The organism is Curtobacterium pomorum (assembly GCF_044497295.1).
Taxonomy (GTDB): Bacteria; Actinomycetota; Actinomycetes; order Actinomycetales; family Microbacteriaceae; genus Curtobacterium.
In genome coordinates, this window is sequence record NZ_CP172409.1 from 1629818 (window position 1) to 1655395 (window position 25578).

Sequence of the window (25578 nt, forward strand, 5' to 3'; positions counted from 1 at the left end):
GTGTCACTCGCCGTGACGTGTTGTTCACACCGCTGTGTCACGAGCGGACCCACTCGTCGGTACGCTGGCCGGACGTCAACGGAGACGCACACACAGGAGGTTCTCCATGGAGCGGATCACCAGGGCCGACGACCGAGTCCACCGCCCGGCCGGGCCGTGGACACCGACCGTCCACCGGCTGCTCGCACACCTGCACGAACAGGGGTTCGTCGCGGCACCGGAGCCGATCGAGCACGGCGACACCCTCGAGACGGTGTCGTTCGTCCCCGGGGTCGCGGGGGAGTACCCGTGGACCGAGGACGTCGCGAGCGAAGCCGCCCTCGTCACGAGCGCCCGGCTGCTCCGGCAGTTCCACGACGCCGCAGCCACCTATCCGTTGGACGCATCGCGGGACTGCTGGTCCCAGGCCGAGCGGACACCCGTCGAGACGATCGTGCACGGCGACTTCGCCCCGTACAACTGCGTCTACGACGGCATCCAGGCCGTGGGGCTCATCGACTTCGACACCGCACACCCCGGGCCCCGCGTGTGGGACGTCGCGAGTGCCGTGTACCGGTTCGCCCCGTTCACCACCGGAGCCGTCGAGGGCATGACCGCGCCCGCCCTCGAGGACCGGCTCGCCCGTGCCGCGGAGTTCTGCCGTGCCTACGACCTCGACGCCCGCTCCCGCAGCGTCCTCGCCGAGACGATGACCGCGTCCCTCGTCGCGATGGTCACCACCATGGAGACCGAGGCCGCCGCGGGCAACCCGAAGTTCGTCAGCGACCTGGCACACGGGCACGCCGACCTGTACCGGGCCGACGTCGCCTACCTCGAGCAGCACGCCGACGCCATCGCCGCCGCCGTCGCGTGACCTCGACCCCTGCGCAGCTCCGCACCCTGCGGCTCGCCGCGCAGGGGATCGCGGTCCCCGGGCTCGACCCCACCGCCGCCGTCGAGCGGATGACCGCCGTGCAGGGGCAGGACCTCGGCCAGGCGCTCTGGGCCATCGGGGTCCGCGCACCCGGAGCGACCCGCGACGACGTCCGCGCCGCCTTCGACCGCGGTGCACTCGTCCGCTCCTGGCCGATGCGGGGCACCCTGCACGCCGTGCGCCCCGACGACCTGCGACTCCTGCTCTCCCTGACCGCCGAACGGACCCTGCGGAGCATCGCCCGGCGTGCCACCGAACTCGGCATCGACCGGCCCCTGCTCGACCGAGCGCGGGACACCACCGTCGCCGCACTCTCCGGCGGTCGTGCCCTCGTCCGCGACGAACTCTTCGAGGAGTACCGCGCCGCCGGCATCGACCCCGCCGCCGGGCGCGGCTACCACCTGCTGCTGCAGCTCTCGCAGGAGGGACTCGTCGCCTGGGGACCCACCGCCCGCGTCGGCCAGGGACTCGTGCTCCTCGACGAGTGGGCGCCGGCGGCCGCCGAGGTCCCCGACCGCGACGAAGCACTCCGCCGCGTCCTCGTCGGCTACCTGCGCGGCCGGGGTCCCGCCACCGAGACCGACGCCGCCGGCTGGACGAAGCTCCCGCTCGGCGACCTCCGCCGTGCCCGAGCCGCAGCCGGCGACGCCGTCGAGGACCTCGGCGACGGACTCCTCGCGCTGGCCGACCGTCCCACCACCGGCGGGACACCCACCGGGCACCTGCTGCCCGGGTTCGACGAGTACCTGCTCGGGTACGCCGACCGCTCCGCCCAGCTCGACCCCGCACACGCCGACCGGGTGGTGCCGGGGGCCAACGGCGTGTTCCTGCCCATGGCCGTCGTCCGCGGTCGGGTCGTCGGCACCTGGAAGCGGACCGAGCGCGCCGACGGGGTCCTCGTCACCGTCACGCCCTTCGCGGCACTCGACACCGCTGCGGTGCGCGCGCTCGAGGCGGCCGCCGAGCGGTACGCGCGGTTCCTCGACGCGCCCGTCGCGTTCGGGGTCGTGGAGGCGACCAGCCGCTGACCGCAGCCGGTGAGGTCGAGTCCATCCGTTCCTCCAGACCGTCCCCAGCAACCACGCGGCGGACTCGTACCCTGCCTCGGGTAATGTCGCAGGGCCATGACCGACAGCCCGGCCGACGCCACCCCGTACGAAGTCCTCGGCGTCCCCGCGACCGCCGACGACGACGCGCTCCGCCGCGCCTACCGGCGCGCTGCCCGCGAATCCCACCCCGACCTCGGCGGTGACGCGCAGCACTTCCGGCGCGTCCAGCTCGCCTGGGAACGCATCGGCACGCCCGCTGCACGCCGCGCCTACGACGCCGGCTCCCGCGGCTCGTTCGGCAGCAGCGGTACCGGGCCGTTCAGCACGTCCGGTGCGTCCGCTTCGTCCGGTTCGTCTACCGGGAGGCCCGACTCCGGTCGCGACGCCTACGCACCTCCGTCAGCCCGTCGCGACACCCGCCCCCGCGCGCGGTCCCACGGACACCCCGGCGGACGCTCCCGCGAGGTCTTCCTGCAGGCGGAACGCGAGTGGGTCGGACTCGGCGACCCCATCGAGGACCCCTACGACCCCACCCTCATCCGGTCCGCGCCCCGGCACATCCGGCGGCTGCTCGGCGAAGCACTCGCCGAGGAGGCCACCGCCTCGATCGTCTCGGACATGGGCATCGGCGTGACGGTGTGGCACGACCTGGACGCCGGCGCCGAGGGCAAGCTCGACCACGCCGTCCTGACCCCGAGCGGACTCTGGGCCGTCGAGTCGATCGACTGGGGCGCCCCGGTGCGGGTGGAGCACGGCGACATCGTCGGCGAGACCCTGGCGCCGGGGGAACGACCGGTCAAGGAGCTCGTCCGCGCCGCCCGTGCCGTGCAGAAGCAGACCCGGGTGCGGTTCACCGGCCGCTTGCTCGTCGTGCCGGACTCCGCCGTCGAGGTCGACGTGCAGCTCGTCGGCTCCCCGAAGAAGCCGACCGCGCTCGTCGTCCGGCGCAGTGCGCTCGGGCAGGTCCTGAACGGCGTGTGGTCCCCGCCCGGATCGGTCGACGTGTTCGAGATCCGCGACCGCCTGCAGCAGACCGTCCGCTTCGTCTGAGGTGCGGCGGGGGTCAGTAGCCGCGGAGCTTCTCGAGGTCGCGGCGCTCCCGCTTGCTCGGGCGTCCGGCACCGCGGTCGCGCATCGGGACGAACCCCGCCTCTTCCTTGGACAGCCGCGGTGGGGTCTTGTCCTCGAAGTGCTTCGCGGCCTCGGGCGCACTCGTCCGCTTGAGGATGATGCCCGTGACGATGACGATCCGGTCGAAGCCGTTCTGCCGCACCCGGACCTCGTCGCCGGGGCCGATCGGCTGCGCAGGCTTCGCACGCTCGCCGTTCACCCGGACGTGCCCGGCCTTGCACGCGGCGGTCGCAGCGGAGCGGGTCTTGGTGATCCGCACCGCCCAGATCCAGCTGTCCACGCGAGCCTTGGCCATCCCCTCACTCTAGGCGGCCCCTACGCTGGGCGGGTGAGCACCGGGGAGCAGGCGGCGATCGCGCGGGCCCGAGCGCTCGGCGTGCTGCACGCCGCCGCGATCGGGGACCGGCTCGTCGTCCGGGCGCACCACGGCGACGGTGCACAGGACGCCCTCGGGGACCTCGTCGCCCGCACCCCCGACACCGTGACGATCGCCACCCGCCGCGGCCCGGTCGAGGTCCGGCTCGACGACGTCGTCGCCGCGAAGCCCGTCCCACCGCCCCCGGCCCCGCGCACGCCCCGCCGCTGACCTCGCACCGTGCGAGGTTCGTGCGCCGTTGGTCGCGCTCGCACGGTGCAGGGTTCGTCAGGCCGTGCGAGCGAGGTTGCTCGGTGCGAGCTTGCTGCGCTGCACGGAGCCGCCAACCTCGCACCCTGCGACGAGACCCGCACCGTGCGAGGCGCACGCACCCGCCCGCGCCCACACGGCGAGCCGCACCCCTCCGCGCCCCGCACCCGACGTAGCCTCGTGCCATGGCAGTCCCCGTCCCGCTCGGCACCGAGGACCGCACCGCCCGCCTCACCCTCCGCCGCCCCGACCAGTGGCGCCGCGAGGACTCAGCCCAGGCGGACCTGCGCGTCACCGGCGACGACATCGTCCTCACCGTCCGATCCCGCCCCAGCGACCGTGCGATCGGCGACGAGAACACGGGGCTCCTCGCGAGACTGCCCGGCTCCGTCGAGGGCCTGCTGCTCGTCGGCTGCGACACCTGGACCGCCGCCGGTGCTCCCGCGCGCCTGGTCGAGTACGTCCGTCCCGACGAACACGGCGACGTCGCCGGCGCACACCTGCTCTTCGTCACCGGCCGGCACCGCGTCGACCTGACGATCGAACGGCCCCTGGCGCGACTCCTCGAGACCGACGAACTCGTGTTCGCCGTCCTCGAGAGCGTCCGCGCCACCGAACCGTCCCCGGTCCGCCCCGAGCGGGACCTCGAACCACTGCCCGCCCCGGTGCCCGGCCCGGAGCTCGACGGCCCCCGCCTGAGCGCCGACGCGGTCGGCACGCTCAAGAGCCTCGCCGGACGTCGCTGGAACCCGACGCTCCTCCGCACCGCGGCGGGCCGCGAACTCATCGAGGCGGGTCTCGTCGGCCGGCTCGGCACGCTGCCGGAGTCGACGCAGACGCTGCTCGAACCGTGGCAGGGCGATGCCCAGCCGGTCACGCTGGAACAGCACCTGCCCGACGGAGGCGAGTCGCGCCTCCAGGCCTGGTCGCAGACCGTCGTGGACGGGACCGCCGAGGCGGGCGCGGTGGTCGCGTCCGTCACGCCGGACCGGGCGGTCGCGCTGACGGCCGGGAGGCTCGGCATCGGTCCGACGTGGACCTTCCCGTTCCGCACGGGGTCGCTGCCAGGGCACCTGCTCGGCCGCCGGCTGGCCGGCGGCTCCGACGCGCCGGACCTGCCGGAGGCACTCGTCGAGGCGGACCCGCGGCTCGCGCGCTTCTGGGCGGCGCCGTGGACGGTGTCGTACCTGCGGCGGCCGGGCAAGCCGAAGCCCGTGACGATCGTGCGCGCCGAGGGGATCGGCTTCGCGCGGGTGGGCAAGACGGAGGCCGGGGAGACCGTCTTCCAGACGGACTCCCCGGCCAACGTGTACCGGTCGGTGGTGCGGGCGCTGCTCGGCTGAACGGCTGCTCGCCTGCGCTTTCGGGTGGTGCTCGTGCTCCTGCTTACGCGGCCGGGCCGGCGGTCAGGGTGACGGTGACGGTCTTGGCGGCGCCGGTGCTGTCGGTGTAGCCGACCACGACCTTGTCACCGACGGAGTGCGACTGCACGGCGGCGGTGAGCTCGTCCGAGGTCGTGACCGTGGTCCCGCCCAGGCTCGTGATCGTGTCGCCCTCGGCCAGACCGGCGCTCGCGGCACCGGAACCCTCGACCGTGCCGGCGACGGCCACACCGCTCGTCGTGCCCGCGGTGCTGCTGACCTGGACCCCGAGGAACGCGGGCAGGCCGATGGTGATCGTGCTCGACGACTCCCCGTCCAGGATCTTCTCGGCGATCGCCTTCGCGGTGGTGATCGGGATGGCGTACCCGGTGACGTCCGCGGTGCCCGAGGACGCCGCGGTCGCCATGCCGACGACCTCGCCCTCGCTGTCGACGACGGGGCCGCCGGAGTCGCCGGAGACGATGTCCGCCGCGATCTCGATCAGACCGGACAGCGACTCGGTGCCGGTGCCGGACTCGCTCTGCACCTGGATGTCCTGGTCGGTGGCCGTGACCGTGCCCTCGGCGGCGACGAGGTTGCCCGTGCCCTCCGCGTTGCCGACGTCGGTGACGGTGTCGCCGGTGCTCGGCTCGCCGTCGTCGTCGAGCGTGACGGTGGACAAACCGGACGCGTTCTCGAGCTTCAGGACGGCGACGTCGTTCGTGGCGTCGGTGCCCACCACGTCGGCCTTGTACTCCTTGTTCGTGGTCTCGTCGGTGACGGTGATGCTCGTGGCGCCCTGGATGACGTGGTTGTTCGTCAGGACCGTGCCGTTCGCGCTGAGGATCATGCCGGTGCCGGCAGCCTGCGAGGACTCGTCGTAGTTCAGGACGGTGTTGATCGTCACGACGCCCTTCTTCTGGGCGGCGGTCGCAGCGGTGGCGGGGGACTGGGTCGTCCCGGTCCCGGTCCCGGTCCCGGTGCCGCTGTCACTCCCGGTGCCGCTGTCGCTCCCGGTGCCGTCGCCGGGCACCGTGAAGCCGTTCGTCCCGTCGCTGCTGCCGGTACCGCCGGTACCGGACCCGCTGTCGGGCAGCGTCGTGGTGCCCTGCGACTGGCTCGACGTGGTCGTCGTGCTCTGCGAGGACAGACCCAGTGCGGTGCCGCCGGCGGCGCCCACGATGGCGAGTGCCGCGATGCCGGAGCCGATCATCAGGCCGAGGCGCCGCGGGCGCTTCGTGACCGCGCCCGGGTGGTTCGCCGTCGCCGCGGTGTGCGCCCAGGCGTGGTGGGTGCCGGTGAGCGCCGGGCTGCCGATCAGGTACGGGCCGCGGCCGTCGGGGGAGTAGGCGTACGGGCCGGAGCCGTCCGGGCCGTACAGGTACGGGCCGGAGCCGTCGAAGGCGTAGGCCGGACGGAGGGTGGCGGGGTCGGCGTGCGGTGCCTCCCAGCGCATCCCGTACGCCTGCTGCTGCCGCTGCTGCTCCGCGCCGTCGGTCCGGGCGCTGCCCTGCTCGTCGTGCTCGCGGTCGGCGTCGGCGGCGGGGTTCGGGGTCTCGTTCATCGGTGCTCTCCGGTCGTCCCTCGACGACCCGGGCGGGTGTCGATGGAGACCAGTACAGGCGGCGATCCGATGACGAGCCTATGAACGGACCCAGCGGATGCTCCGGGCTTGCTCGGGGGACGCCGAGTGCGCTGCCCGGTCGGTCGCGTGGGCGTCCGTTAGGGTTGCCTTACTCCCCATGCGCTCCTCCACGTCCGCGCCTCCGGCGCCCGCCTCCGTCTCCCGCCTGGTCGGGGCGACCGTGCTGGCCGTCGTCGTCCTCGCCGTGGCGTGCGCGCTGTCGATCGCCTACGGATCCCGGCCGATCCCGCTCGGCACCGTGCTCGACACCGTCCTGCACCCGGGGCGCAACGACGAGGTCGGGCTCATCGTGCTCGGCAACCGCGTCCCGCGCACCGTCGTCGGGCTCCTCGCCGGTGCGGCCCTCGGTGTCGCCGGCGCGGTGATGCAGGGGGTGACCCGCAACCCGCTCGCCGACCCCAGCGTCCTCGGCATCAACTCGGGGGCAGCCCTCGCCGTGGTGGCCGGCATCGCGCTGTTCGGGGTGAGCGGCACGGCCGCCTACCTGCCGTTCGCGTTCGTCGGCGCTGCCCTGGCGGCACTGCTCGTCTACGGGATCGCCGCCGTCGCCCGCCGCGGGCTGTCACCGGTCGGCCTCGCGCTGTCCGGCGCCGTGGTCGCCGCCGCGCTCTCGTCGATCACGACCGCGGTGCTCGTGACGAACGCGAGCCTGCTCGACCAGCTGCGGTTCTGGCAGGTCGGTGCCCTCGCCGGCAAGGACCTCGGCACCGCGGGCATCATCACGGCCCCCGTGCTGATCGGTCTCGTGATCGCGTTCGGCCTCGGACGGTCGCTCAACACCCTCGCCCTCGGCGACGAGCTCGCGGCGTCGCTCGGACAGCGCGTGGTGCTCGTGCGGGCCGTCGGCGGACTCGTGACGGTGCTGCTCGCCGGGTCCGCGGTGGCCGCAGCCGGGCCGGTCGCGTTCGTCGGGCTCGCCGTGCCGCACGCCGTCCGTCGCCTGAGCGGCCCCGACCACCGGTGGACGATCCTGCTCTCCGCGATCGTCGCTCCGGCGCTGTTGCTGGTGGCCGACGTCATCGGGCGCGTCGTGGCGTACCCGGGCGAGCTGCAGGTGGGCATCGTCACGGCGCTCATCGGTGCGCCGGTGTTCATCGCGCTCGTGCGGTCGAGGGCGGTGCGGGGCCTGTGACGGTGTCGACGTCCATTCGGGGCGCGCTCGTCGGTGTCCGGCGCGAGCTCGTGGTCCTGGCGGCCGTCGTCGTCGTGCTCGTCGCGCTGGTGCTCGTCGGACTCGGTGTCGGTTCGATCCCGCTCACCCCGGAGCAGGTGGCCGGCTCGCTGTTCGGTCAGGGCGACCGCATCTCGGACTTCGTCATCGGGCAGCTGCGCGGTCCGCGGGTGCTCGGTGCGGTGCTGGTCGGCGCGAGCCTGGGAGTCGCCGGCGCCATCGTGCAGAGCGTGGTCCGCAACCCGATCGCGAGCCCGGACGTCATCGGCATCACCTCGGGTGCCAGTGCGGCGGGTCTCACCGCGATCGTGCTGTTCGGGGCCTCCGGCGGCACCCTGTTCTCGGTCGTGCTCGTCGGCGCGGTGGTCGTCTCGGTCGTGATCGCCGGACTGGCCTGGCGCCGGGGGATCACCGGCAACCGGGTCGTGCTCGTCGGGATCGGCGTCGCGGCGATCTGCTTGAGCATCACGGGGTGGATGCTCACCAGCGGTACCGTCACCCAGGCCGGCACCGCGCTGCTCTGGCTGTCCGGGAGCCTGAACGCCGTCGACCGGAACCTGGTCGGGGTGCTCGCTGTCGCGTTCGTCGTGTTGTTCCTGCTCGCCCTGCTGCAGTCGTCGCGCCTGACCGTCCTGACGCTCGGCGACGAGGTCGCGGCGGCCCTCGGGCTCCGACCGGACCGCGCGAAGGTGCTGCTGCTCCTCACCGCGGTGTGCCTGACCGCCGCCGCGGTGGCCACGGCGGGGCCGGTGTCGTTCGTCGCGCTGATGGCGGCGCCGATCGCCCGTCGCCTCGTCGGGGCCGGCCGCGTCGCCCTCGGGCCGGCCGCCGCGGTGGGGGCGGCGATCACGCTCGGCAGCGACCTCATCGCCCAGTTCGCGATCCCCGGCAACGCCCTGCCCGTCGGTGTCGTCACGGGCGTCGTCGGCGCCCCGTACCTGCTCTGGTTGCTCGCGCGCGGTCGCTGAACCCGGACCGCGCGTTCGCGCACCGCGGACGATCGTCCACAGGCCCAGTTCGGGGCTGCCGCTGGAGCCCTCCTTTCCGATACGCTGGTGGGCCAAGAGGAGGAGGTCCACCGATGCCAGATCCAGTGGTCCCGCAGCCCGACGGTCAGAAGACCCCGGAGCAGCGGCTGGTCGACACCACGCTGACCTTCAGCATGGACATGGGCGCGGCGCTCACCGCCGAGTCCGGTGTCTCAGCCGAAGAGCGCGAGGCGGTCAACGCCCTACCGTCCGGATCGGCGCTGCTCGTCGTGCGCCGCGGTCCGAACGTGGGTGCGCGGTTCCTCCTCGACTCCGACGTCACGACGGCCGGTCGACACCCCGACGCCGACATCTTCCTCGACGACGTCACGGTGTCCCGCAAGCACGCGCAGTTCCTGCGGCAGGGCACGGCCTTCACGGTCAAGGACAACGGCTCGCTGAACGGCACGTACTTCGACGGTGCACGCATCGACGAAGCGCCGCTCACCGACGGGGCCGAGGTCCAGGTCGGCAAGTTCCGTCTGACGTTCTACGCGTCCCGGGTCGACCTGGCGCGCCTGGCGAACGCGTAGTGGCCGCACGGTCCGCTGCGGCCCGGGCGGGGTCAGCGGCACCGGACCTGCTCACGATCGGGCAGGTCCTCGCTCGCCTCAAGCCCGAGTTCGCGGACCTGTCGAGTTCCAAGCTGCGCTTCCTCGAAGAGCGTGAGCTCGTCACGCCGATCCGCACGGCCAGCGGGTACCGCAAGTTCTCGGCGGCCGACGTCGACCGCCTCCGGGTGATCCTCGGCCTGCAGCGCGACCACTACCTGCCGCTCAAGGTCATCAAGGACTACCTCGCCGACCTCGACGCGGGGCGCGAACCGGTCCTGCCCGGTGGTGGGGACGCCCCTCGCCCCTCGATCCTCGGGCGCGAACGTCGGTACACCCGCGACGAGACCGCGCGCGCGGCCGGAGCGTCCCCGATGCTCCTGGCGGACGCGGTCTCCGCCTCGTTACTCCCCGCCACTGAGACCTACGGCGAGGACAGCGTGTCCGTCCTCAAGGCACTCGTCGAGCTGCAGCGGACGGGCATCGAGCCGCGCCACCTGCGCACGCTCCGCAGCACCGCCGAGCGCGAGGTCGGGCTCATCGAATCCGCGCTCATGCCCGTGTCCCGCCGGGGCGACGCCACGTCGCGGGCGAAGGCCACCGAACTGGCACGTGAGATCGCCGTCCAGCTCGAGGTCATCCGCTCGAGCCTCATCCGCGCGGCGATCGGTCGTCTCGACGCATGATCCGTTCCGGTGCTCCGCGGGGGCTTGTGCGTCAGTGCGTGGGGCGTATCCTCGACACGCCGGACGCGCCGAGTCGGATGTCCCGCGCGGGAGCGGTCGGAGTCGCTACCGTTGACCTCGGAACAACTCTCAACCCGTCGTTGAACCTTCGGGTGGGAGCTCGATCGTCGTGGAAGGCAAGCGCATGAGTGGGAACGACACCCCAGGCACCGAGTCGGACACGACGCGGTACGACCTCGGGCTGCTCTTCACCGACGGCCTCCCCGAACACGACGAGCAGAACGGGTACCGCGGCACCGTCGCCGCTCGTGCAGCCGGCATCTCGTACCGTCAGCTCGACTACTGGGCTCGCACCGAACTCGTGCAGCCCACCATCCGCGGTGCTGCCGGCTCCGGGTCGCAGCGTCTCTACGGTTTCCGCGACATCCTCGTGCTCAAGCTCGTGAAGCGCCTGCTCGACACCGGCATCTCGCTGCAGCAGATCCGCACCGCCGTGAACCAGCTCCGCGAGTCGGGCGTGTCCGACCTTGCCCAGACGACCCTGATGTCCGACGGCGCCTCGGTGTACCTGTGCACCTCCGACGACGAGGTCATCGACCTGGTGTCCCGCGGCCAGGGTGTCTTCGGCATCGCCGTCGGCAAGGTCCTGCGCGAGGTCGAGACCTCCCTGGTCGAGCTCGACGCCACCGCGGCGGCCGACCCCTCCGACGAGCTCGCCGCTCGTCGCGCTTCCCGCGCGTCCTGACGCCGGGTCCGCGCCCGCCCCGACGCCTGCCCCCGAGGTTCCGAAATCTTGGAACCTCGGCGCGCTCGGGGCTCGGGAGTGGAACCTCGGCGAACCTGAGCGGCGTGTCCTGAAACCTCGCGCCTGCGAGCGAACGACCGCATGACGTCAGCAGGCGCAACACTCGGGCGCGAGACTCGGACGGGAGTCCTGACCGTGCGCCCTCGAGGTTCCGAAATCTCGGAACCTCGGCGCGCCCGGGGCTCGGGAGTGGAACCTCGGTGAACCTGAGCGGCATGTCCTGGAACCTCGGCGAACGCGAGCGGCGCGTCGCACACACGGCACCGAACGACCCCGGCGCGTCGCAACCCCAGCGCCGAACGACTCCGACGCCGGACGACCTACCGCCTACGCGCCGGCCGCACCCGCACCGTCGGCGTACGGGCCGATCTTGCCGGTGCGCATGATGCGCTCGAGCAGCTGGTCGAAGTTGCGCGCCATCTCCTGCGCGGACTCGCCCGGCCACACGTGCAGGGGCTTCGCGGCACCCTGCGCCTGCTGCAGCGAGGTGCGCTCGGGGAGCTGCGGGGAGAGCACGAGCGGGCCGAACATGTCGCGGAGCTCCTTGATGCGGAACTGGTGCTCGAGCGACTGTACGCGGGCGCGGTTCACGATGATGCCGAGGGGCTGCAGGCGGGGGGAGAGACCGCGGCGGATCTCCTCGATGGCCCGGAGCGCGCGGTCGGCGGCGGCGACGGAGAACAGGCCGGGCTCGGTGACGACGGTGACGCGGTCGGACGCTGCCCACGCGGTGCGCGTGAGGGCGTTCAGCGACGGCGCGCAGTCGATGAGGACGAGCTCGTAGTCCTGCTCGACGTTGGCCAGCGCCTCTTCGAGCTTCCAGATGTCGCGGATCGACGGGTGCGGCCCGTCGAAGTTGATCGCGGAGGGCGATCCGACCATCACGTCGATCTTGCCCTGCGACCCCTTCGTCCACCCTGACGGGGCGATCGCCTGACGGACGATCTTCTCCTTCGGGTTCTCGAGGACGTCGGCGACGTTGAGGTGTCCGGCGAGGTTGATGTCGAGGCCCGTGGAGACGTCGGACTGCGGGTCGAGATCCACCACCAGCGTGCGCAGTCCCTTGGCGAAGGCGGCCGAAGTCAGGCCGAGCGTCACCGTCGTCTTGCCGACACCACCCTTGAGGGAGCTCACGCTGAGTACATGCACGATCAGCAACGTTACCGCCACTAGGGTTGTCTCACCTCAACCCGGGCTGAAAGGGACGTCGTGTTCAGCAAGATCCTCGTGGCGAACCGTGGTGAGATCGCCATCCGTGCGTTCCGTGCCGCGTACGAACTGGGGGCGCGCACCGTCGCCGTCTACCCGTACGAAGACCGGAACTCCCTGCACCGTCTGAAGGCCGACGAGGCCTACCTGATCGGTGAGCGGGGCCACCCGGTCCGGGCGTACCTGGACGTCTCCGAGATCATCCGCGTGGCGCGCGAGTCGGGTGCCGACGCGATCTACCCGGGGTACGGATTCCTGTCCGAGAACCCGGAGCTCGCCGCCGCGGCCGCCGCAGCGGGGATCACGTTCATCGGCCCGGGCGAGCACGTGCTCGAGATGGCCGGCAACAAGGTGACCGCGAAGGAGCACGCGATCGCGGCCGGTGTGCCGGTGCTCGCGAGCACCCCGGCGAGTCGTGACATCGAGGAGCTCCTCGCCGGCGCCGACGCCATCGGGTTCCCGGTGTTCGCCAAGGCCGTCGCCGGTGGTGGCGGTCGCGGCATGCGCCGGGTGGAGACGAAGCCCGAGCTCCGTGCTGCGCTCGAAGCGGCGATGCGCGAGGCCGACAGTGCGTTCGGCGACCCGACGATGTTCCTCGAGCAGGCGGTGATCCGGCCCCGGCACATCGAGGTGCAGATCCTCGCCGACGCGACGGGCACCGAGGCGGGCACGATCCACCTGTTCGAGCGGGACTGCTCCGTGCAGCGTCGCAACCAGAAGGTCGTCGAGATCGCTCCGGCGCCGAACCTCGACCCCGCGATCGCGCGGGCGCTGCACCGCGACGCCGTGGCCTTCGCCCGGTCGATCGGCTACGTCAACGCCGGCACCGTCGAGTTCCTGCTGGACACCGAAGGCGAGCGCGAGGGGCAGCACGTCTTCATCGAGATGAACCCGCGCATCCAGGTCGAGCACACCGTCACCGAAGAGGTGACCGACGTCGACCTCGTGCAGTCGCAGATGCGGATCGCCTCGGGCGAGTCGCTCGCCGACCTCGGCCTGTCGCAGGACACGGTCGCCGTGCACGGGGCAGCGTTGCAGACCCGCATCACGACCGAGGACCCGACGCAGGGCTTCCGCCCGGACACCGGCCGCATCACCACCTACCGCAGCCCCGGCGGCGCCGGCGTGCGCCTGGACGGCGGCACGGTCGCCACCGGTGCGCAGATCAGCCCGCACTTCGACTCGATGCTCGCCAAGATGACGTGCCGCGGACGCGACTTCCCGACGGCGGTCGCCCGTGCGAAGCGCGCCCTCGCCGAGTTCCGGATCCGCGGCGTCAGCACGAACATCCCCTTCCTGCAGGCGGTGCTCGAGGACCCGGACTTCGCCCGGGGCGACGTCTCGACGAAGTTCATCGAGGAGCGCCCGCAGCTGTTCAGCGGCCACGTGTCGAAGGACCGCGGCACCAAGGTCCTGAACTGGCTGGCCGACGTCACGGTGAACAAGCCGAACGGCGAGCGGTCGCCGCTGGTCACCGAACCGAGCGCGAAGCTCCCCGCCCTCGACCTCAGCGCCCCGGTGCCCGAGGGCCAGCGCGACCTGCTGCTGGCGAGCGGCCCTGCCGAGTGGGCGAGGGCACTCCGCGCCCAGACCCGGCTCGCGGTGACGGAGACGACGATGCGCGACGCACACCAGTCGCTGCTCGCGACGCGCGTCCGCACGAAGGACCTCGTCGCGGTCGCGCCGTACGTCGCGCGGCTCACGCCGCAGCTGCTCAGCGTCGAGGCCTGGGGCGGGGCGACGTACGACGTCGCCCTCCGGTTCCTCGGCGAGGACCCGTGGGAGCGGTTGGCCTCGCTGCGCGAGGCGATGCCGAACATCCCGATCCAGATGCTGCTGCGCGGCCGCAACACGGTCGGCTACACCCCGTACCCGACCGAGGTGACGGACGCGTTCGTCGCCGAGGCCGCCGCCACGGGCGTCGACGTCTTCCGCGTGTTCGACGCGCTCAACGACGTCAGCCAGTTGCGACCGGCCCTGGAGGCGGTGCTCGCGACCGGCACGGCCGTCGCCGAAGCGGCGCTCTGCTACACCGCCGACCTCCTCGATCCTGCCGAGGATCTGTACACGTTGGACTACTACCTCCGCCTCGCGGAGCAGATGGTCGAGGCCGGCGCGCACGTCATCGGGATCAAGGACATGGCCGGCCTGCTCCGCGCCGGCGCCGCCGAGAAGCTCGTCGGTGCGCTGCGCGAGCGCTTCGACCAGCCGGTGCACGTGCACACGCACGACACCGCCGGCGGTCAGCTCGCGACGCTCCTCGCCGCCGCTCGTGCCGGCGCGGACGCGGTGGACGTCGCCTCGGCGCCGATGGCCGGTACGACCAGTCAGCCGAGCATGTCCGCCCTGGTCGCCGCCCTGGCGCACACCGAGCGCGACACCGGCCTGTCCCTCGACGCGGTCGGCGACCTCGAGCCGTACTGGGAGGCGGTCCGTCGGGCCTACGCCCCGTTCGAGTCCGGGCTGCCCGGGCCGACGGGTCGTGTCTACAAGCACGAGATCCCCGGCGGTCAGCTGTCGAACCTCCGCCAGCAGGCGATCGCGCTCGGCCTGGGCGACCGGTTCGAGCAGGTCGAGGACTGGTACGCCGAGGCGAACCGGATCCTCGGACGCCCGACCAAGGTGACGCCGTCGTCGAAGGTGGTCGGCGACCTCGCGCTGCAGCTCGCCGCGGTGGATGCCGACCCCGCCGACTTCGAGCAGAACCCGGACAAGTACGACATCCCGGACTCCGTGGTCGGGTTCATGGCCGGCGAGCTCGGCGATCTGCCGGGTGGGTGGCCGGAGCCGTTCCGGACGAAGGTCCTGGCGGGCCGCGACGTCCGCCTCGAGATCACGCCGGTGCCGGACGCCGAGCGCGCGCACCTCGACACCCCGGGGCCCGAGCGTCAGCAGGCGCTGAACCGACTGCTGTTCCCGCAGCCCACGGCGCAGTTCGAGCGCGTCCGCGACCAGTACGGCGACCTGTCCGTGGTGCCGACCGTCGACTACCTGTACGGGCTGCGCCCCGGGCAGGAGCACGTCGTGCCGCTCGGCAAGGGCGTCAACCTGTTCGTCGGGCTCGAGGCGATCGGTGAGGTCGACGACAAGGGCATCCGCACGGTCATGGCGACGATGAACGGGCAACTCCGCCCGGTCTCGGTCCGTGACCGGTCGATCGAGGTCGAGACGAAGGTCGCCGAGCAGGCCGACAAGTCCGACCCGAAGCACGTCGCTGCACCGTTCTCCGGTGTCGTGACGCTCAAGGTCGCCGTCGGTGACGTCGTCGAGGCCGGAGCGGCCGTGGCGAGCATCGAGGCGATGAAGATGGAAGCGGCCATCACGGCGCCCGTGGCGGGTACCGTCGGCCGTCTCGCGATCCCGGTGACCCAGCAGGTGGACGCCGGCGACCTCCTGGTGGTGCTGCAGTAAATTGACCGTCCGTCCCATCCGCCTGTTCGGCGACCCCGTCCTCCGTTCGCCCGCCGACCCGATCGCTCCGGCCGTACTCGGGTCGAGCGGGGTCCGCGACCTCGTGCAGGACCTGATCGACACCGTCAAGGAGCCCGGCCGCGCCGGCGTGGCCGCGCCGCAGATCGGCGTCGGCCTCCGCGCGTTCTCCTACAACGTCGACGGCGAGGTCGGCTACGTCCTGAACCCCGAGATCGTCGAGGTCTCGGGGGAGCCGGAACTCATGGAGGAGGGGTGTCTGTCCGTCCCCGGCCTCGGCTACCCGACGAGACGACACCCCTACGCCAAGGTCCGCGGCGTCGACGTCGACGGCGCCGAGGTGGTGCTCGAGGGCACCGGGCTGATGGCCGAGGCACTGCAGCACGAGGTCGACCACCTCGACGGCACCGTCTACGTGATGACGCTCGATCCCGAGGTCCGGCGGCAGGCGCTGCGGGACATCCGGGCGCAGGAGTGGTTCCACTGACCGGGTGCCGCTGAGCACCTGCTCATGACACCCCCACGGGGGATTGTCGCTTTGTCCTGACGAAGCGGTACCGTATCGGCGTCGGCCTCCCACCGACGACGATCCCATCCCCCCAGGACTCCCGCATGACCAGTCAGACTGACGAGCTCAGCTCCCACCGCACCCGCACCAACCGTCGTCCGGCCGACACCACCGTCGCCACCGGTGCGACCGCCGTCCTCGACGCCCCTGCGACGGAGCAGTCGCCGGAGGCCTGAGCCCCGCGCGCACCTGCATCCCGCGCGCACCTGGCGAAATCGGGCGTACCTGGTCAGAAGAAACGACCTGGTACGCCCGAAACGCCCCGGTACGCCGAGACGATGGGGCGCTACGCGCGGCGCCCGCGACGCTCCTCGATGACCGGCGTCGCGGTCGTCTGCACCTTCGACCCCGAGTAGATGTGGTCGATGTCCGCCGCGAAGTCGCGGAGGATGACCGACCGCTTGATCGTGAGCTTCGGCGTCAGGTGTCCGGAGCCCTCGGACAGCTCGGTGTCCAGAATCGTGAACGACCGGACCGACTCGGCTCGTGAGACCCGGCCGTTCGCGGTGTCGATGGCCTCCTGCACGGCGCTGAGCACGCGTTCGTCGTACGCGGCCTCGTGCGCGGAGAGCGCCGGAGTGATCCCGCGGCTCTCGCACCACCCCGGGAGCATCTCGCGGTCGAGCGTCACGAGGGCGGCGACGAAGGGCTTGCCCTCGCCGACGACCACGACCTGTCCGATGAGCGGGTGTTCGCGGATGCCGTCCTCGAGCGGTGCGGGGGCGACGTTCTTGCCGCTGGCGGTGACGATGAGCTCCTTGGCGCGGCCGGTGACCGTCAGGATCCCGTCGGCGTCGAGCCGCCCGAGGTCGCCCGTGCGGAACCAGCCGTCGTCGGTGAAGGCGTGCTCCGTGGCCTCGTCGTTCCGCCAGTAACGGTCGAACACGTCGACCCCGCGGATCAGGATCTCCTGGTCGTCGGCGATCCGGATCTCGACACCGGGCAGCGCGCGGCCGACCGTGCCGATGCGGAGCTCTCCAGCGCGGTTCACGGTCGCGGGGGCCGTCGTCTCGGTGAGCCCGTAGCCCTCGAGGATGAGCACGCCGATCGACCGGAAGAAGTGCGACAGCCGCGGTGAGAGCGGCGCCGAACCACTGACCGCGTACTCGGTCCGACCGCCGAGGGCGTTCCGGAGCTTCGCGTAGACCAGCTTGTCGAAGAGCTTGAACTTCAGGCCGAGCACGAGCGGCACCCGCCCGGCGGCCAGCGCTTCGGAGTGCGCGACCGCCGTGTCCGCCGCGGCCCGGAAGATCTTCCCCTTGCCGCCGAGGTCGGCCTTCTGCTCGGACGCGTTGTAGATCTTCTCGAAGACCCTGGGGACGGCCAGCAGGAACGACGGCTTGAAGGACGACACCGCCTGCATGAGGTCCTTCGTGTCCGGCTCGTGGCCGACCAGGACACCGGCCGACACCGACATCGCCGCGATGAACCGGGCGAACACGTGGGCCATCGGGATGAAGAGCAGGGTCGAGGCGCCGTCCGCGACGACCTCGGGCATCGCGACGCTGGCGTTCTCGACCGTCGCGGTGAAGTTGTCGTGCCGCAGGACGCACCCCTTCGGGCGTCCGGTCGACCCGGAGGTGTAGATGATCGTCGCGTCGTCGTGGCCGTGCACGGTCGCCGTCCGGGCGTCGAGTTCGTCGTCGGTGACGTCCTCGCCGAGCCGGGTCAGGTCGTCGAGCCCACCGCCGTCGATCGTCCAGTGCTGTCCGAGGTGCGGCAGGTCCGGTGCGATCGAGGCGACCCGACGCGCGTGCTCCTCCTGCTCGACGACGATGGCGACGGCCTCGGAGTCGGAGAGGATCCACCGGACCTGGTCGGGGGAGCTCGTCTCGTAGACGGGGACGGAGACCAGCCCCGCGGTCCACACCGCGAAGTCGACGAGGGTCCACTCGAGGCGCGTGCGGGACAGGATGGCGACGTGGGCGCCGGGCTCGAGACCGGCGGCGACGAAGCCCTTCGCGATGCCGCGGACCCGCTCCAGGACCTCGCCGGCGGTGATCGTCGTCCACGTGTCACCGTGGCGCTGGGCCAGGATCGGACGCGACGGCGTCAGTCGGGCGCGGTCGCCCAGCAGCCGCGCTGCGGAGCCGTGGTCAGGAGCGACGGGGCCGCTGGTCGGACGCGATGCGTGCCTCCCGGTCGACGCCTCGGTGCCGGGTACGGGTCGCTGATCGTTCACGGTGACTCCCTTGTCTGCCGGTTCGATTCGAGGGCGCCTCATCCTGCGAGGCGTCACAGCCAGCATAGGGCGCGTGACCGGGCGTTCCGTGAGTTCGCGGTGAACCGGTAGGCTCTTGGACCGTGCACGCCATCGGAATCGACATCGGGGGCACCAAGATCGCGGGAGCGGTCGTGACGGAACTCGGCGAGATCATCGCCGAGGACCGCGTGGCCACCAACGCTGCGGACCCGAACGCCATGCTCGACGACGTCGTCTCGATGGTCGAGCGACTCAGTTCGGGACACGAGGTCGGCGCCGTGGGCGTCGCAGCTCCCGGGTTCATCGACGCATCGCAGTCGATCGTCTACTACACGCCGAACATCCGGTGGCGGAACGAGCCACTGCGCCAGAAGCTGCAGCAGCGCCTCGGCGACCTGCACATCACGGTCGACAACGACGCCAACGCCGCCGGGTGGGCCGAGTTCCGCTTCGGCGCCGGCCGCCTCGTCTCCGACATGACCATGCTCACCATCGGCACCGGCGTCGGCGGCGCCATCGTGACCGAGGACCGCCTGTTCCGCGGCGGTTTCGGCACCGGTGGCGAGATCGGGCACCTGCGCATCGTGCCGAACGGTCTGCCCTGCGGCTGCGGTGCCCGTGGCTGCATCGAGCAGTACGGTTCCGGCCGTGCCCTGCAGCGGATGGCGAACGACGTCGCCGACGCCGGCGGCATCGGCTCGGCCCTGGCCGACGCGCGCGAAGCCAACGGTGGCGAGCTCGACGGTCACATCGTGGGCGACCTGATCCTGGCCGACGACCCGGGTGCCCTCGCGGCCCTCCGCCGTCTCGGTCGGCACCTCGGCGAAGCCTGCGCCTCACTGTCGGCGGTGCTCGACCCGCAGCTCTTCGTGTTCGGCGGCGGTGTCGCCAGCGCGGGGGACCGGCTGCTCGACCCGATCAAGCAGGCGTACCTCAACAACCTGCCGGCGCGTGGCTACCACCCCGAGCCGGACTTCGTGATCGCCGAGCTGGTCAACGACGCCGGGGTCGTCGGTGCCGCCGACCTGGCCCGCATCCACGCCCGCACGGCGTAGGCGCATCCGCGTCCGCACCGCGTAAGGTCGCTCTGGCCCGCCCCACCACCTGGAGTCGTCGATGACCTACTGGCTGCTGAAGAACTTCCTGCTCGGCCCGCTCATCCTCACCCTGTTCCGCCCCTGGGTGGTCGGCCGCGAGCACGTCCCCGCCAAGGGGCCGGTCATCTTCGCGTCGAACCACATCTCGTTCATCGACTCGGTGATCCTGCCGGCCGTGCTCGACCGGCGGCTGTCCTTCCTGGCGAAGAGCGACTACTTCACCGGGCGGGGCCTCAAGGGGTGGGCGACGAAGACGTTCTTCAACGCCATCGGCCAGCTTCCCATCGACCGCTCCGGCGGCAAGGCGTCCGAGGCGTCGCTCCGCACCGGCCTGCAGGTGCTGGCCCGCGGTGAACAGCTCGGCATCTACCCGGAGGGCACCCGCAGCCCCGACGGCAAGCTCTACCGGGGCCGGACCGGCATCGCGCGGATGATCCTCGAGGGCCGTGTCCTCGTCGTCCCCGTCGCCATGGTCGGCACGCGCGAGGTGCAGCAGATCGGGCAGCGCTTCCCGAAGATCAAGCGCGTCGGCGTCGTGTTCGGCAAGCCGCTCGACTTCTCGCGGTTCCAGGGCTTCGAGACCGACCGGTTCATCCTGCGGAGCGTCACCGACGAGGTCATGCACGAGCTCGCCGGGCTGAGCCGGCAGGAGTACGTCGACGTCTACGCCACCAGCGTCAAGGAGCGCGCGAGCTCCGCACGCGAGGCCGTCATGCGGGAACGGAAGTCGTCGCCCGCACGTTAGGCTCTGATGGTCCCGGCACCCCGCCGGGACGCCCGTTCTGCCGCCTTCCGGCGGCCAGGCGGGCCGCCCGCACAGAACACCGAGGTAACGCCCTTGCCCGAGTCGACCGACTTCGTCGCCCTGCAGGATCCGGACGTCATCGAGGGGCTCGACTATTGGCGCACGCTTCCCATCAAGCAGCAGCCGACGTGGCCCGACGCGAGCGCGGCCGAAGCCGCCTCGGCCGAGATCGCCACGCTGCCGCCCCTCGTCTTCGCGGGCGAGGTCGACAAGCTCCGCGAGCGGCTCGCAGCCGCCGCCCAGGGCAAGGCGTTCCTGCTGCAGGGCGGTGACTGCGCCGAGACGTTCGCCGGTGCGACCGCCGACTCCATCCGTGACCGGGTCAAGACGATCCTGCAGATGGCCGTCGTGCTGACCTACGGCGCCTCGATGCCCGTCATCAAGATGGGCCGCATGGCCGGGCAGTTCGCCAAGCCGCGCTCGAGCGACTTCGAGACCCGCGGCGACGTCACGCTGCCCGCCTACCGCGGCGACATCGTGAACGGCTACGACTTCACGCCCGAGAGCCGGACGGCCGACCCGCGCCGCCTGGTGCAGGGGTACCACACGGCCGCGTCGACCCTGAACCTCGTCCGCGCCTTCACGCAGGGTGGCTTCGCCGACCTGCGCCAGGTGCACTCGTGGAACAAGGGCTTCGCGTCGAACCCGGCGAACGCCCGGTACGAGCACCTCGCCAAGGAGATCGACCGCGCGATCCGCTTCATGGACGCCTGCGGTGCCGACTTCGAGGCGCTCAAGCACGTCGAGTTCTACGCGTCGCACGAGGGTCTCCTCATGGACTACGAGCGTCCGATGACCCGCATCGACTCGCGCTCGGGACTGGCCTACGACACGTCGGGCCACTTCATCTGGATCGGGGAGCGCACGCGTGACCTCGGCGGCGCCCACGTGGACTTCCTGTCGCGGGTGCGGAACCCGATCGGCGTGAAGCTCGGCCCGACGACGAGCGTCGACGACATGAAGGCCCTGGTCGACAAGCTCGACCCGAACCGCGAGCCCGGCCGCCTGACGTTCATCACGCGCATGGGTGCCGGCAAGATCCGCGACGAGCTGCCCAAGCTGCTCGAGGCGATCAAGGGCATGGACGCCAACCCGCTGTGGGTCACCGACCCGATGCACGGCAACGGTCTCACCACGCCCACCGGCTACAAGACCCGTCGGTTCGACGACGTCGTGGACGAGGTCCTCGGCTTCTTCGAGGCGCACCGCCAGGTCGGCACGTACCCGGGCGGCATGCACGTCGAGCTCACCGGTGACGACGTCACCGAGTGCCTCGGCGGCTCGGAGCACATCGACGAGGCCACCCTCGCCACCCGGTACGAGTCGCTCTGCGACCCGCGGCTGAACCACATGCAGTCGCTCGAGCTCGCGTTCCTCGTGGCCGAGGAGCTCGGCGCGCACCCGCACGTGCGCGCGTAGCGCGCAGCGGAGCGGGTCAGTCCCGCCAGAGCGACAGAACCCCGCGAACCGTTCGCGGGGTTCTGTCGCTTCCGCGTGCCGGACGGGAGGCCCGTGGCGGCTCCGCACCGCGCCTCCCGTCCGCCGTGCCGTCGCGTCCACTGCCCGCCCCGTGAGGCGTCACCGGCGCCGGTCCGCGAAAGCGACAGTGTGCCGCCGATGTCCGGCGGCACACTGTCGCTTTCGCGGTGGTTTCGGCGAGGCTGGTCGGACAGGTGTCGCTTCGACGGACCGGACTGCCCGACCGCTACTGGTCGTAGGCGAGCGTCACCGTGTCGCCGCGGTACACCGTGGCCCCGGCGCCCGGGTCGGTGCCGGTCACCGGGAGCTTCGACTTCCAGTCGTAGAACCCGCACAAGATGTTCGTGCAGTCCGGTACGGCGACCTTGAGCCCGAGGCCCTCGAGCGTCGCGGTGGCCTCGTTGATCGTCGCGCCGACGACGCCGTCCTCGGGGACGGTGATCGGCGCCGGACCCTTCGACACGACGACGTCGATCGCGGTGCCGCGCACGGCGGGGGAGTCCTGCACCTCGGCGGAGACGATCTGGCCGGAGGGGACGGTCTCGCTGTACTCCTCGGTGCGTGCGCCGAGGATCAGTCCGACGTCGTCGAGTGCTGCCGACGCTTCGTCGACGGTCTTGCCGACGACGTCGGGCACGGCCCCGAGGGACACCGTGAGGGTGACCGGACCGGTCTCGCCGTAGGCCTTGACCGCGGTCAGGTCGAGCGCCTTCCCGCCCGACGCACGGCCGGTCGCCGCGATGACGGTGTCCTTCGCGGAGTCGGCGGAGAACTCGTACCGGTTGTCCTGCAGTTCGAAGTCGTCGTCGAGCGCGGCGGTGACGGTGGAGATCGGCTGCCCGACGATCGCCGGCAGCGCGATCATCCTCGGGCCGTTCGACACGACGAGCTGCACGGACGTGCCCTTCTGCACCTCGCGCTCCGCGGCCGGCTTCGTGACGGACACCTGTCCCTTCGCGACGACGGCGTCGAACCGGGTTCCGGTCTTCGACGCCGCGTGCAGGCCCTGGGCTTCGAGCAGCTGCCGGGCCTGCGAGACCGACTTGCCCGTCACTTCGGGGATGCGCACGTTGCCACCCGGCCCCGGCCCGAAGTACCAGCCGAAGCCCGCGCCGATGAGCAGGAGCACGACGAAGACCGACAGTGCGATCCAGCCGCGCTTCCGGCGCTTCGCCGACAGGTCCGCCAGGCGCTGCCCCGCGGGGGACAGCACGCCGGGCTGCGCGCCGGTGCGGCGCGGGCCCGGACCGGTGTTGCGGTTGCGGGTCGTCGGGCGGCTCCGCTCGGGGGAGTCGATGATGGCCGTGGCGTCGGTCGCCGCCGCCGGTGCGTCGGCGGCGGCTGCGCGGGAACCGGGGCCGGCTGCGCCGGCCCCGGCCGTGGCGCCGCCGCCGGACGGCAGGATCGCCGTCGCGTTCTCCGGCCGCAGCACGGCGGTCCGGTACTGGCCCGTCGCACGCTGCTGGTTGCCGGCCATGTGGTCGAGCATGTCGCGGGCGTCGCGCGGGCGGTCCTCGGGGTCGCGGGCGGTCGACCAGGCGACGAGTTCGTCGAGCTCGGGCGGCACGCCGGACACCGCTGCGCTCGGCACGGGCACCGTGTCGTTCGCGTGCTGGTAGGCGATCTGCATCGGCTGCTCGCCCTTGTAGGGCTGTTCGCCGGTGAGCATCTCGTAGAGCATGATGCCGAGCGCGTAGATGTCGCTGCGCGAGTCGGCAGCGCCACGGGTCACGAGCTCGGGGGACAGGTACGCGATCGTGCCGAGCAGGGCGGCCCCGGTTGCGGTGTTCGCGGTCGTCGCCCGGGCCAGACCGAAGTCGCCGAGCTTGATGCGGCCGTCGTCGGCGAGCAGGACGTTCTCGGGCTTCAGGTCGCGGTGCACGATGCCGGCGCGGTGGGCCGAGGCGAGGCCGGCCAGCACCGCCCGCAGGATGTCGGTCGCCTGCTCCGGCGTCAGGGCGTGGTGCTCCTGCAGCAGGTCCCGCAGCGTGATGCCCGGGATGTACTCCATGACGATGTACGCGGTGTCGTCCTCGGCGCCCTGGTCGTAGACACCGACCAGGTTCGGGTGGGACAGCCGTGCGGCGGATCTCGCCTCTTGGATGAAGCGTTCGCGGAATGCCTGGTCGTCGGCCAGGTGCCCGTGCATGATCTTGATCGCGACGCGTCGCTCGAGGCGGACGTCGGTCGCGAGGTACACGGTCGCCATGCCCCCGCGCGCGATGCGGGAGCGGACGCGGTACCGCTGATCGATCATGCGACCGATCATCGGATCCGTGGCGGCGTTGGTGGTCATCGGCGGCATTCTACGAATCGAGACTGCACGGGACCGCACCGGCGCACCGGTCGTGACCCAATCTCGATCTTCCGGATGAGACTCAGAGGGTGGCCAGCCAGCCCTCGGCGGCGCTCGCCCAGTTGGCGTAGGCCTTCGGGTAGGCGGAGAGCTGCACGGCCTGGGCGGCGTCGGTGATGCTCATCGACGACCACCCGGGCACGTCGAGCAGCCCGCGGGTCTTGCCCGCGTTCGGGTTGTTCCGCCCGCCGAAGAACAGCTTCGTCGCGTACGCCGGGTCCTGCAGCTTCGCCGCACTGCCCCAGCCCTGGCTCGGCCGCTGCTGGAACAGGCCGACGGAGTCGCGGTCACCGTGGGGCAGGTTGCGCAGGCTCGACTCCTGCATCGCGGCGGCCAACGCCACCACGATGCCGCGGTCGGACACCCCGAGGGAGCGGCCGACGGCGACGATGGTGGCCGCGTTCTGGCGCTGCTCGGCGCTCAGTCCGACGGCGGCGCTCACCGCGGCACGCGACGGCGCGGCGGCCGTCGCCGCGGCGGAGCTCGACGACGGGATGACGAGGGTCTTGCCCGCGTAGATCGTGCTCGTGTAGGTCAGGCCGTTCGCCGACAACAGCGCGGCGACGGAGACGTGGTGGGACCTGGCGATCGAGCCGATCGTGTCGCCCGAGGAGATCTTCACACTCGACTTCGACGAACCCGACGAACCCGACGACGCGGCGGCCGTCGACACCGAGCCGCCACCGGACGAGCCGTGCGGCACCCGAAGGGTCTGGCCGGGGTAGATCACGCTGCGCTGCGAGAGCTTGTTCGCACTGAGGAGCGCCGTCGTCGACACGCCGACCCGCGACGCGATGCCGGACACGGTGTCGCCCGACTTGACGTGGTAGCTCGAGGTGCTCGACCCCGAGCCGGACGTCGATCCGGCGCTCGTGGTCGTGCGCGCCGTCGTCACCGCGGGCGTCGACGCCAGGTGCAGCGTCTGCCCGGGGTGGATGATCGTGTTCCAGCCGAGGCCGTTGCGCACCAGGACCTCCTGCGCCGACAGGCCGAAGCGGGCGGCGATGCCCGAGACCGTGTCGCCCTGACGGACCGTGTAGTTCGTGGGCACAGCCGTGGGGGCCTTCGTCGTCGCGGCGACCGTCGTGACGGTGGTCTGCGACGGACGAGCGACCGCGGTACCGAAGACCGGACGGCTGCCGACGTTGCGGTCCTGGTCGACGTGGCGCTTGTGGTTCGCGTCCGCGTCGTCGTGTCGCGGTTCGGCGTGGGCGATCGGGCCGGTCAGGCCGGCGGTCACCGCGATCGTGCCCGCGAGGACGATGGGCATGGTCGCGAACCGGGCGGATCGTGCGCGTCGGGCGGCTTCGTCTGCAGCGTTGTCCACGGTTTCTCCTGATCTCGACTGTCCCGTGCGCGTGCATGCGCGCACTCACAGGTTGCACAACGCTGGCATGGTGTGATTCCCAAGTCAACCAGAGAGCCGGATGTGGTGCGTGTGACGAATGTGACGAACGAGGCGTACTC

General features: G+C 71.8%; 22 protein-coding genes. 16 read left to right on the forward strand and 6 right to left on the reverse strand.

Annotation, left to right across the window (positions count from 1 at the left end; genetic code table 11):
• The first annotated feature begins 106 nt into the window (after window positions 1-106).
• From ACGH48_RS07890 to ACGH48_RS07900, 3 genes are all read left to right on the forward strand, one after another.
• On the forward strand, window positions 107-853 hold the full coding sequence (locus ACGH48_RS07890) for an aminoglycoside phosphotransferase family protein (RefSeq protein ID WP_340197126.1): 747 nt from the start codon (window positions 107-109) through the stop codon (window positions 851-853).
• On the forward strand, window positions 850-1941 hold the full coding sequence (locus tag ACGH48_RS07895; protein ID WP_396290934.1) for a winged helix DNA-binding domain-containing protein: 1092 nt from the start codon (window positions 850-852) through the stop codon (window positions 1939-1941). The genes ACGH48_RS07890 and ACGH48_RS07895 overlap by 4 nt, the downstream gene beginning before the upstream one ends.
• Before the next feature lie 96 nt (window positions 1942-2037).
• Complete coding sequence (locus ACGH48_RS07900; RefSeq protein ID WP_396290936.1) at window positions 2038-3012, forward strand: DnaJ domain-containing protein; 975 nt, start codon at window positions 2038-2040, stop codon at window positions 3010-3012.
• 13 nt (window positions 3013-3025) lie between these two features.
• On the opposite strand, the gene ACGH48_RS07905 is transcribed toward ACGH48_RS07900, so the two are convergent.
• Window positions 3026-3388, reverse strand: coding sequence for an RNA-binding S4 domain-containing protein (locus tag ACGH48_RS07905; RefSeq protein WP_340197122.1), 363 nt, complete (start codon window positions 3386-3388; stop codon window positions 3026-3028).
• 33 nt (window positions 3389-3421) lie between these two features.
• On the opposite strand from ACGH48_RS07905, the gene ACGH48_RS07910 reads away from it, so the two are divergent.
• Window positions 3422-3679, forward strand: a complete 258-nt coding sequence (locus tag ACGH48_RS07910) for a hypothetical protein (protein WP_396290938.1) — start codon at window positions 3422-3424, stop codon at window positions 3677-3679.
• A gap of 224 nt (window positions 3680-3903) precedes the next feature.
• On the forward strand, window positions 3904-5061 hold the full coding sequence (locus tag ACGH48_RS07915) for a hypothetical protein (RefSeq protein ID WP_396290939.1): 1158 nt from the start codon (window positions 3904-3906) through the stop codon (window positions 5059-5061).
• A gap of 43 nt (window positions 5062-5104) precedes the next feature.
• Here ACGH48_RS07915 and ACGH48_RS07920 read toward each other — a convergent pair whose 3' ends face one another.
• Window positions 5105-6643: a S1C family serine protease gene (locus tag ACGH48_RS07920; protein ID WP_396290940.1), complete on the reverse strand. Its 1539-nt coding sequence runs from the start codon at window positions 6641-6643 to the stop codon at window positions 5105-5107.
• 178 nt (window positions 6644-6821) lie between these two features.
• Here ACGH48_RS07920 and ACGH48_RS07925 point away from each other — a divergent pair, with 178 nt between their 5' ends.
• The 5 genes from ACGH48_RS07925 to ACGH48_RS07945 all read left to right on the forward strand — a co-directional run bounded on the left by ACGH48_RS07925 (window position 6822) and on the right by ACGH48_RS07945 (window position 10905).
• The gene (locus ACGH48_RS07925) at window positions 6822-7856 is read left to right on the forward strand and encodes an iron ABC transporter permease (protein ID WP_123312969.1); all 1035 of its coding nucleotides are present in this window, start codon (window positions 6822-6824) and stop codon (window positions 7854-7856) included.
• Between the two features lie 2 nt (window positions 7857-7858).
• Window positions 7859-8863: a FecCD family ABC transporter permease gene (locus ACGH48_RS07930; RefSeq protein ID WP_396290941.1), complete on the forward strand. Its 1005-nt coding sequence runs from the start codon at window positions 7859-7861 to the stop codon at window positions 8861-8863.
• 113 nt (window positions 8864-8976) lie between these two features.
• Window positions 8977-9456 (forward strand): FHA domain-containing protein, encoded by a 480-nt coding sequence (locus tag ACGH48_RS07935; RefSeq protein WP_111085805.1) that lies wholly within the window; start codon window positions 8977-8979, stop codon window positions 9454-9456.
• Window positions 9456-10160 carry a MerR family transcriptional regulator gene (locus tag ACGH48_RS07940; RefSeq protein WP_123312968.1) on the forward strand — a complete coding sequence of 235 codons (705 nt, stop codon included), beginning with the start codon at window positions 9456-9458 and terminating at the stop codon, window positions 10158-10160. Before ACGH48_RS07935 ends, ACGH48_RS07940 begins: the two co-directional genes overlap by 1 nt.
• A 184-nt stretch (window positions 10161-10344) precedes the next feature.
• Window positions 10345-10905: a MerR family transcriptional regulator gene (locus ACGH48_RS07945; RefSeq protein WP_123312967.1), complete on the forward strand. Its 561-nt coding sequence runs from the start codon at window positions 10345-10347 to the stop codon at window positions 10903-10905.
• A gap of 387 nt (window positions 10906-11292) precedes the next feature.
• Here the strand turns inward: ACGH48_RS07945 and ACGH48_RS07950 are convergent, their stop codons facing one another.
• Complete coding sequence (locus ACGH48_RS07950) at window positions 11293-12114, reverse strand: ParA family protein (RefSeq protein ID WP_111085803.1); 822 nt, start codon at window positions 12112-12114, stop codon at window positions 11293-11295.
• Window positions 12115-12174: 60 nt separating this feature from the next.
• On the opposite strand from ACGH48_RS07950, the gene ACGH48_RS07955 reads away from it, so the two are divergent.
• From ACGH48_RS07955 to ACGH48_RS07965, 3 genes are all read left to right on the forward strand, one after another.
• The gene (locus tag ACGH48_RS07955; protein ID WP_396290942.1) at window positions 12175-15585 is read left to right on the forward strand and encodes a pyruvate carboxylase; all 3411 of its coding nucleotides are present in this window, start codon (window positions 12175-12177) and stop codon (window positions 15583-15585) included.
• Window position 15586: 1 nt separating this feature from the next.
• Window positions 15587-16090 (forward strand): peptide deformylase, encoded by a 504-nt coding sequence (locus ACGH48_RS07960; RefSeq protein WP_396290943.1) that lies wholly within the window; start codon window positions 15587-15589, stop codon window positions 16088-16090.
• A gap of 125 nt (window positions 16091-16215) precedes the next feature.
• The gene (locus tag ACGH48_RS07965) at window positions 16216-16347 is read left to right on the forward strand and encodes a hypothetical protein (RefSeq protein WP_260233057.1); all 132 of its coding nucleotides are present in this window, start codon (window positions 16216-16218) and stop codon (window positions 16345-16347) included.
• Between the two features lie 110 nt (window positions 16348-16457).
• Here ACGH48_RS07965 and ACGH48_RS07970 read toward each other — a convergent pair whose 3' ends face one another.
• On the reverse strand, window positions 16458-18353 hold the full coding sequence (locus ACGH48_RS07970; RefSeq protein WP_396290944.1) for an AMP-dependent synthetase/ligase: 1896 nt from the start codon (window positions 18351-18353) through the stop codon (window positions 16458-16460).
• 122 nt (window positions 18354-18475) lie between these two features.
• Between ACGH48_RS07970 and ACGH48_RS07975 the strand changes: the two genes are divergently transcribed.
• From ACGH48_RS07975 to ACGH48_RS07985, 3 genes are all read left to right on the forward strand, one after another.
• On the forward strand, window positions 18476-19429 hold the full coding sequence (locus ACGH48_RS07975; RefSeq protein ID WP_111085799.1) for an ROK family glucokinase: 954 nt from the start codon (window positions 18476-18478) through the stop codon (window positions 19427-19429).
• A 61-nt stretch (window positions 19430-19490) separates the two neighbouring features.
• Entirely contained in the window at window positions 19491-20216 is a 726-nt protein-coding gene (locus tag ACGH48_RS07980; protein ID WP_123312964.1) for a 1-acyl-sn-glycerol-3-phosphate acyltransferase, read from the forward strand.
• Between the two features lie 93 nt (window positions 20217-20309).
• Window positions 20310-21695: a class II 3-deoxy-7-phosphoheptulonate synthase gene (locus ACGH48_RS07985; protein ID WP_396290945.1), complete on the forward strand. Its 1386-nt coding sequence runs from the start codon at window positions 20310-20312 to the stop codon at window positions 21693-21695.
• Window positions 21696-21981: 286 nt separating this feature from the next.
• Here ACGH48_RS07985 and pknB read toward each other — a convergent pair whose 3' ends face one another.
• On the reverse strand, window positions 21982-24051 hold the full coding sequence (gene pknB / locus ACGH48_RS07990) for a Stk1 family PASTA domain-containing Ser/Thr kinase (protein WP_396290946.1): 2070 nt from the start codon (window positions 24049-24051) through the stop codon (window positions 21982-21984).
• A gap of 82 nt (window positions 24052-24133) precedes the next feature.
• Window positions 24134-25438: a LysM peptidoglycan-binding domain-containing protein gene (locus ACGH48_RS07995; protein WP_396290947.1), complete on the reverse strand. Its 1305-nt coding sequence runs from the start codon at window positions 25436-25438 to the stop codon at window positions 24134-24136.
• Between the last annotated feature and the right edge of the window lie 140 nt (window positions 25439-25578).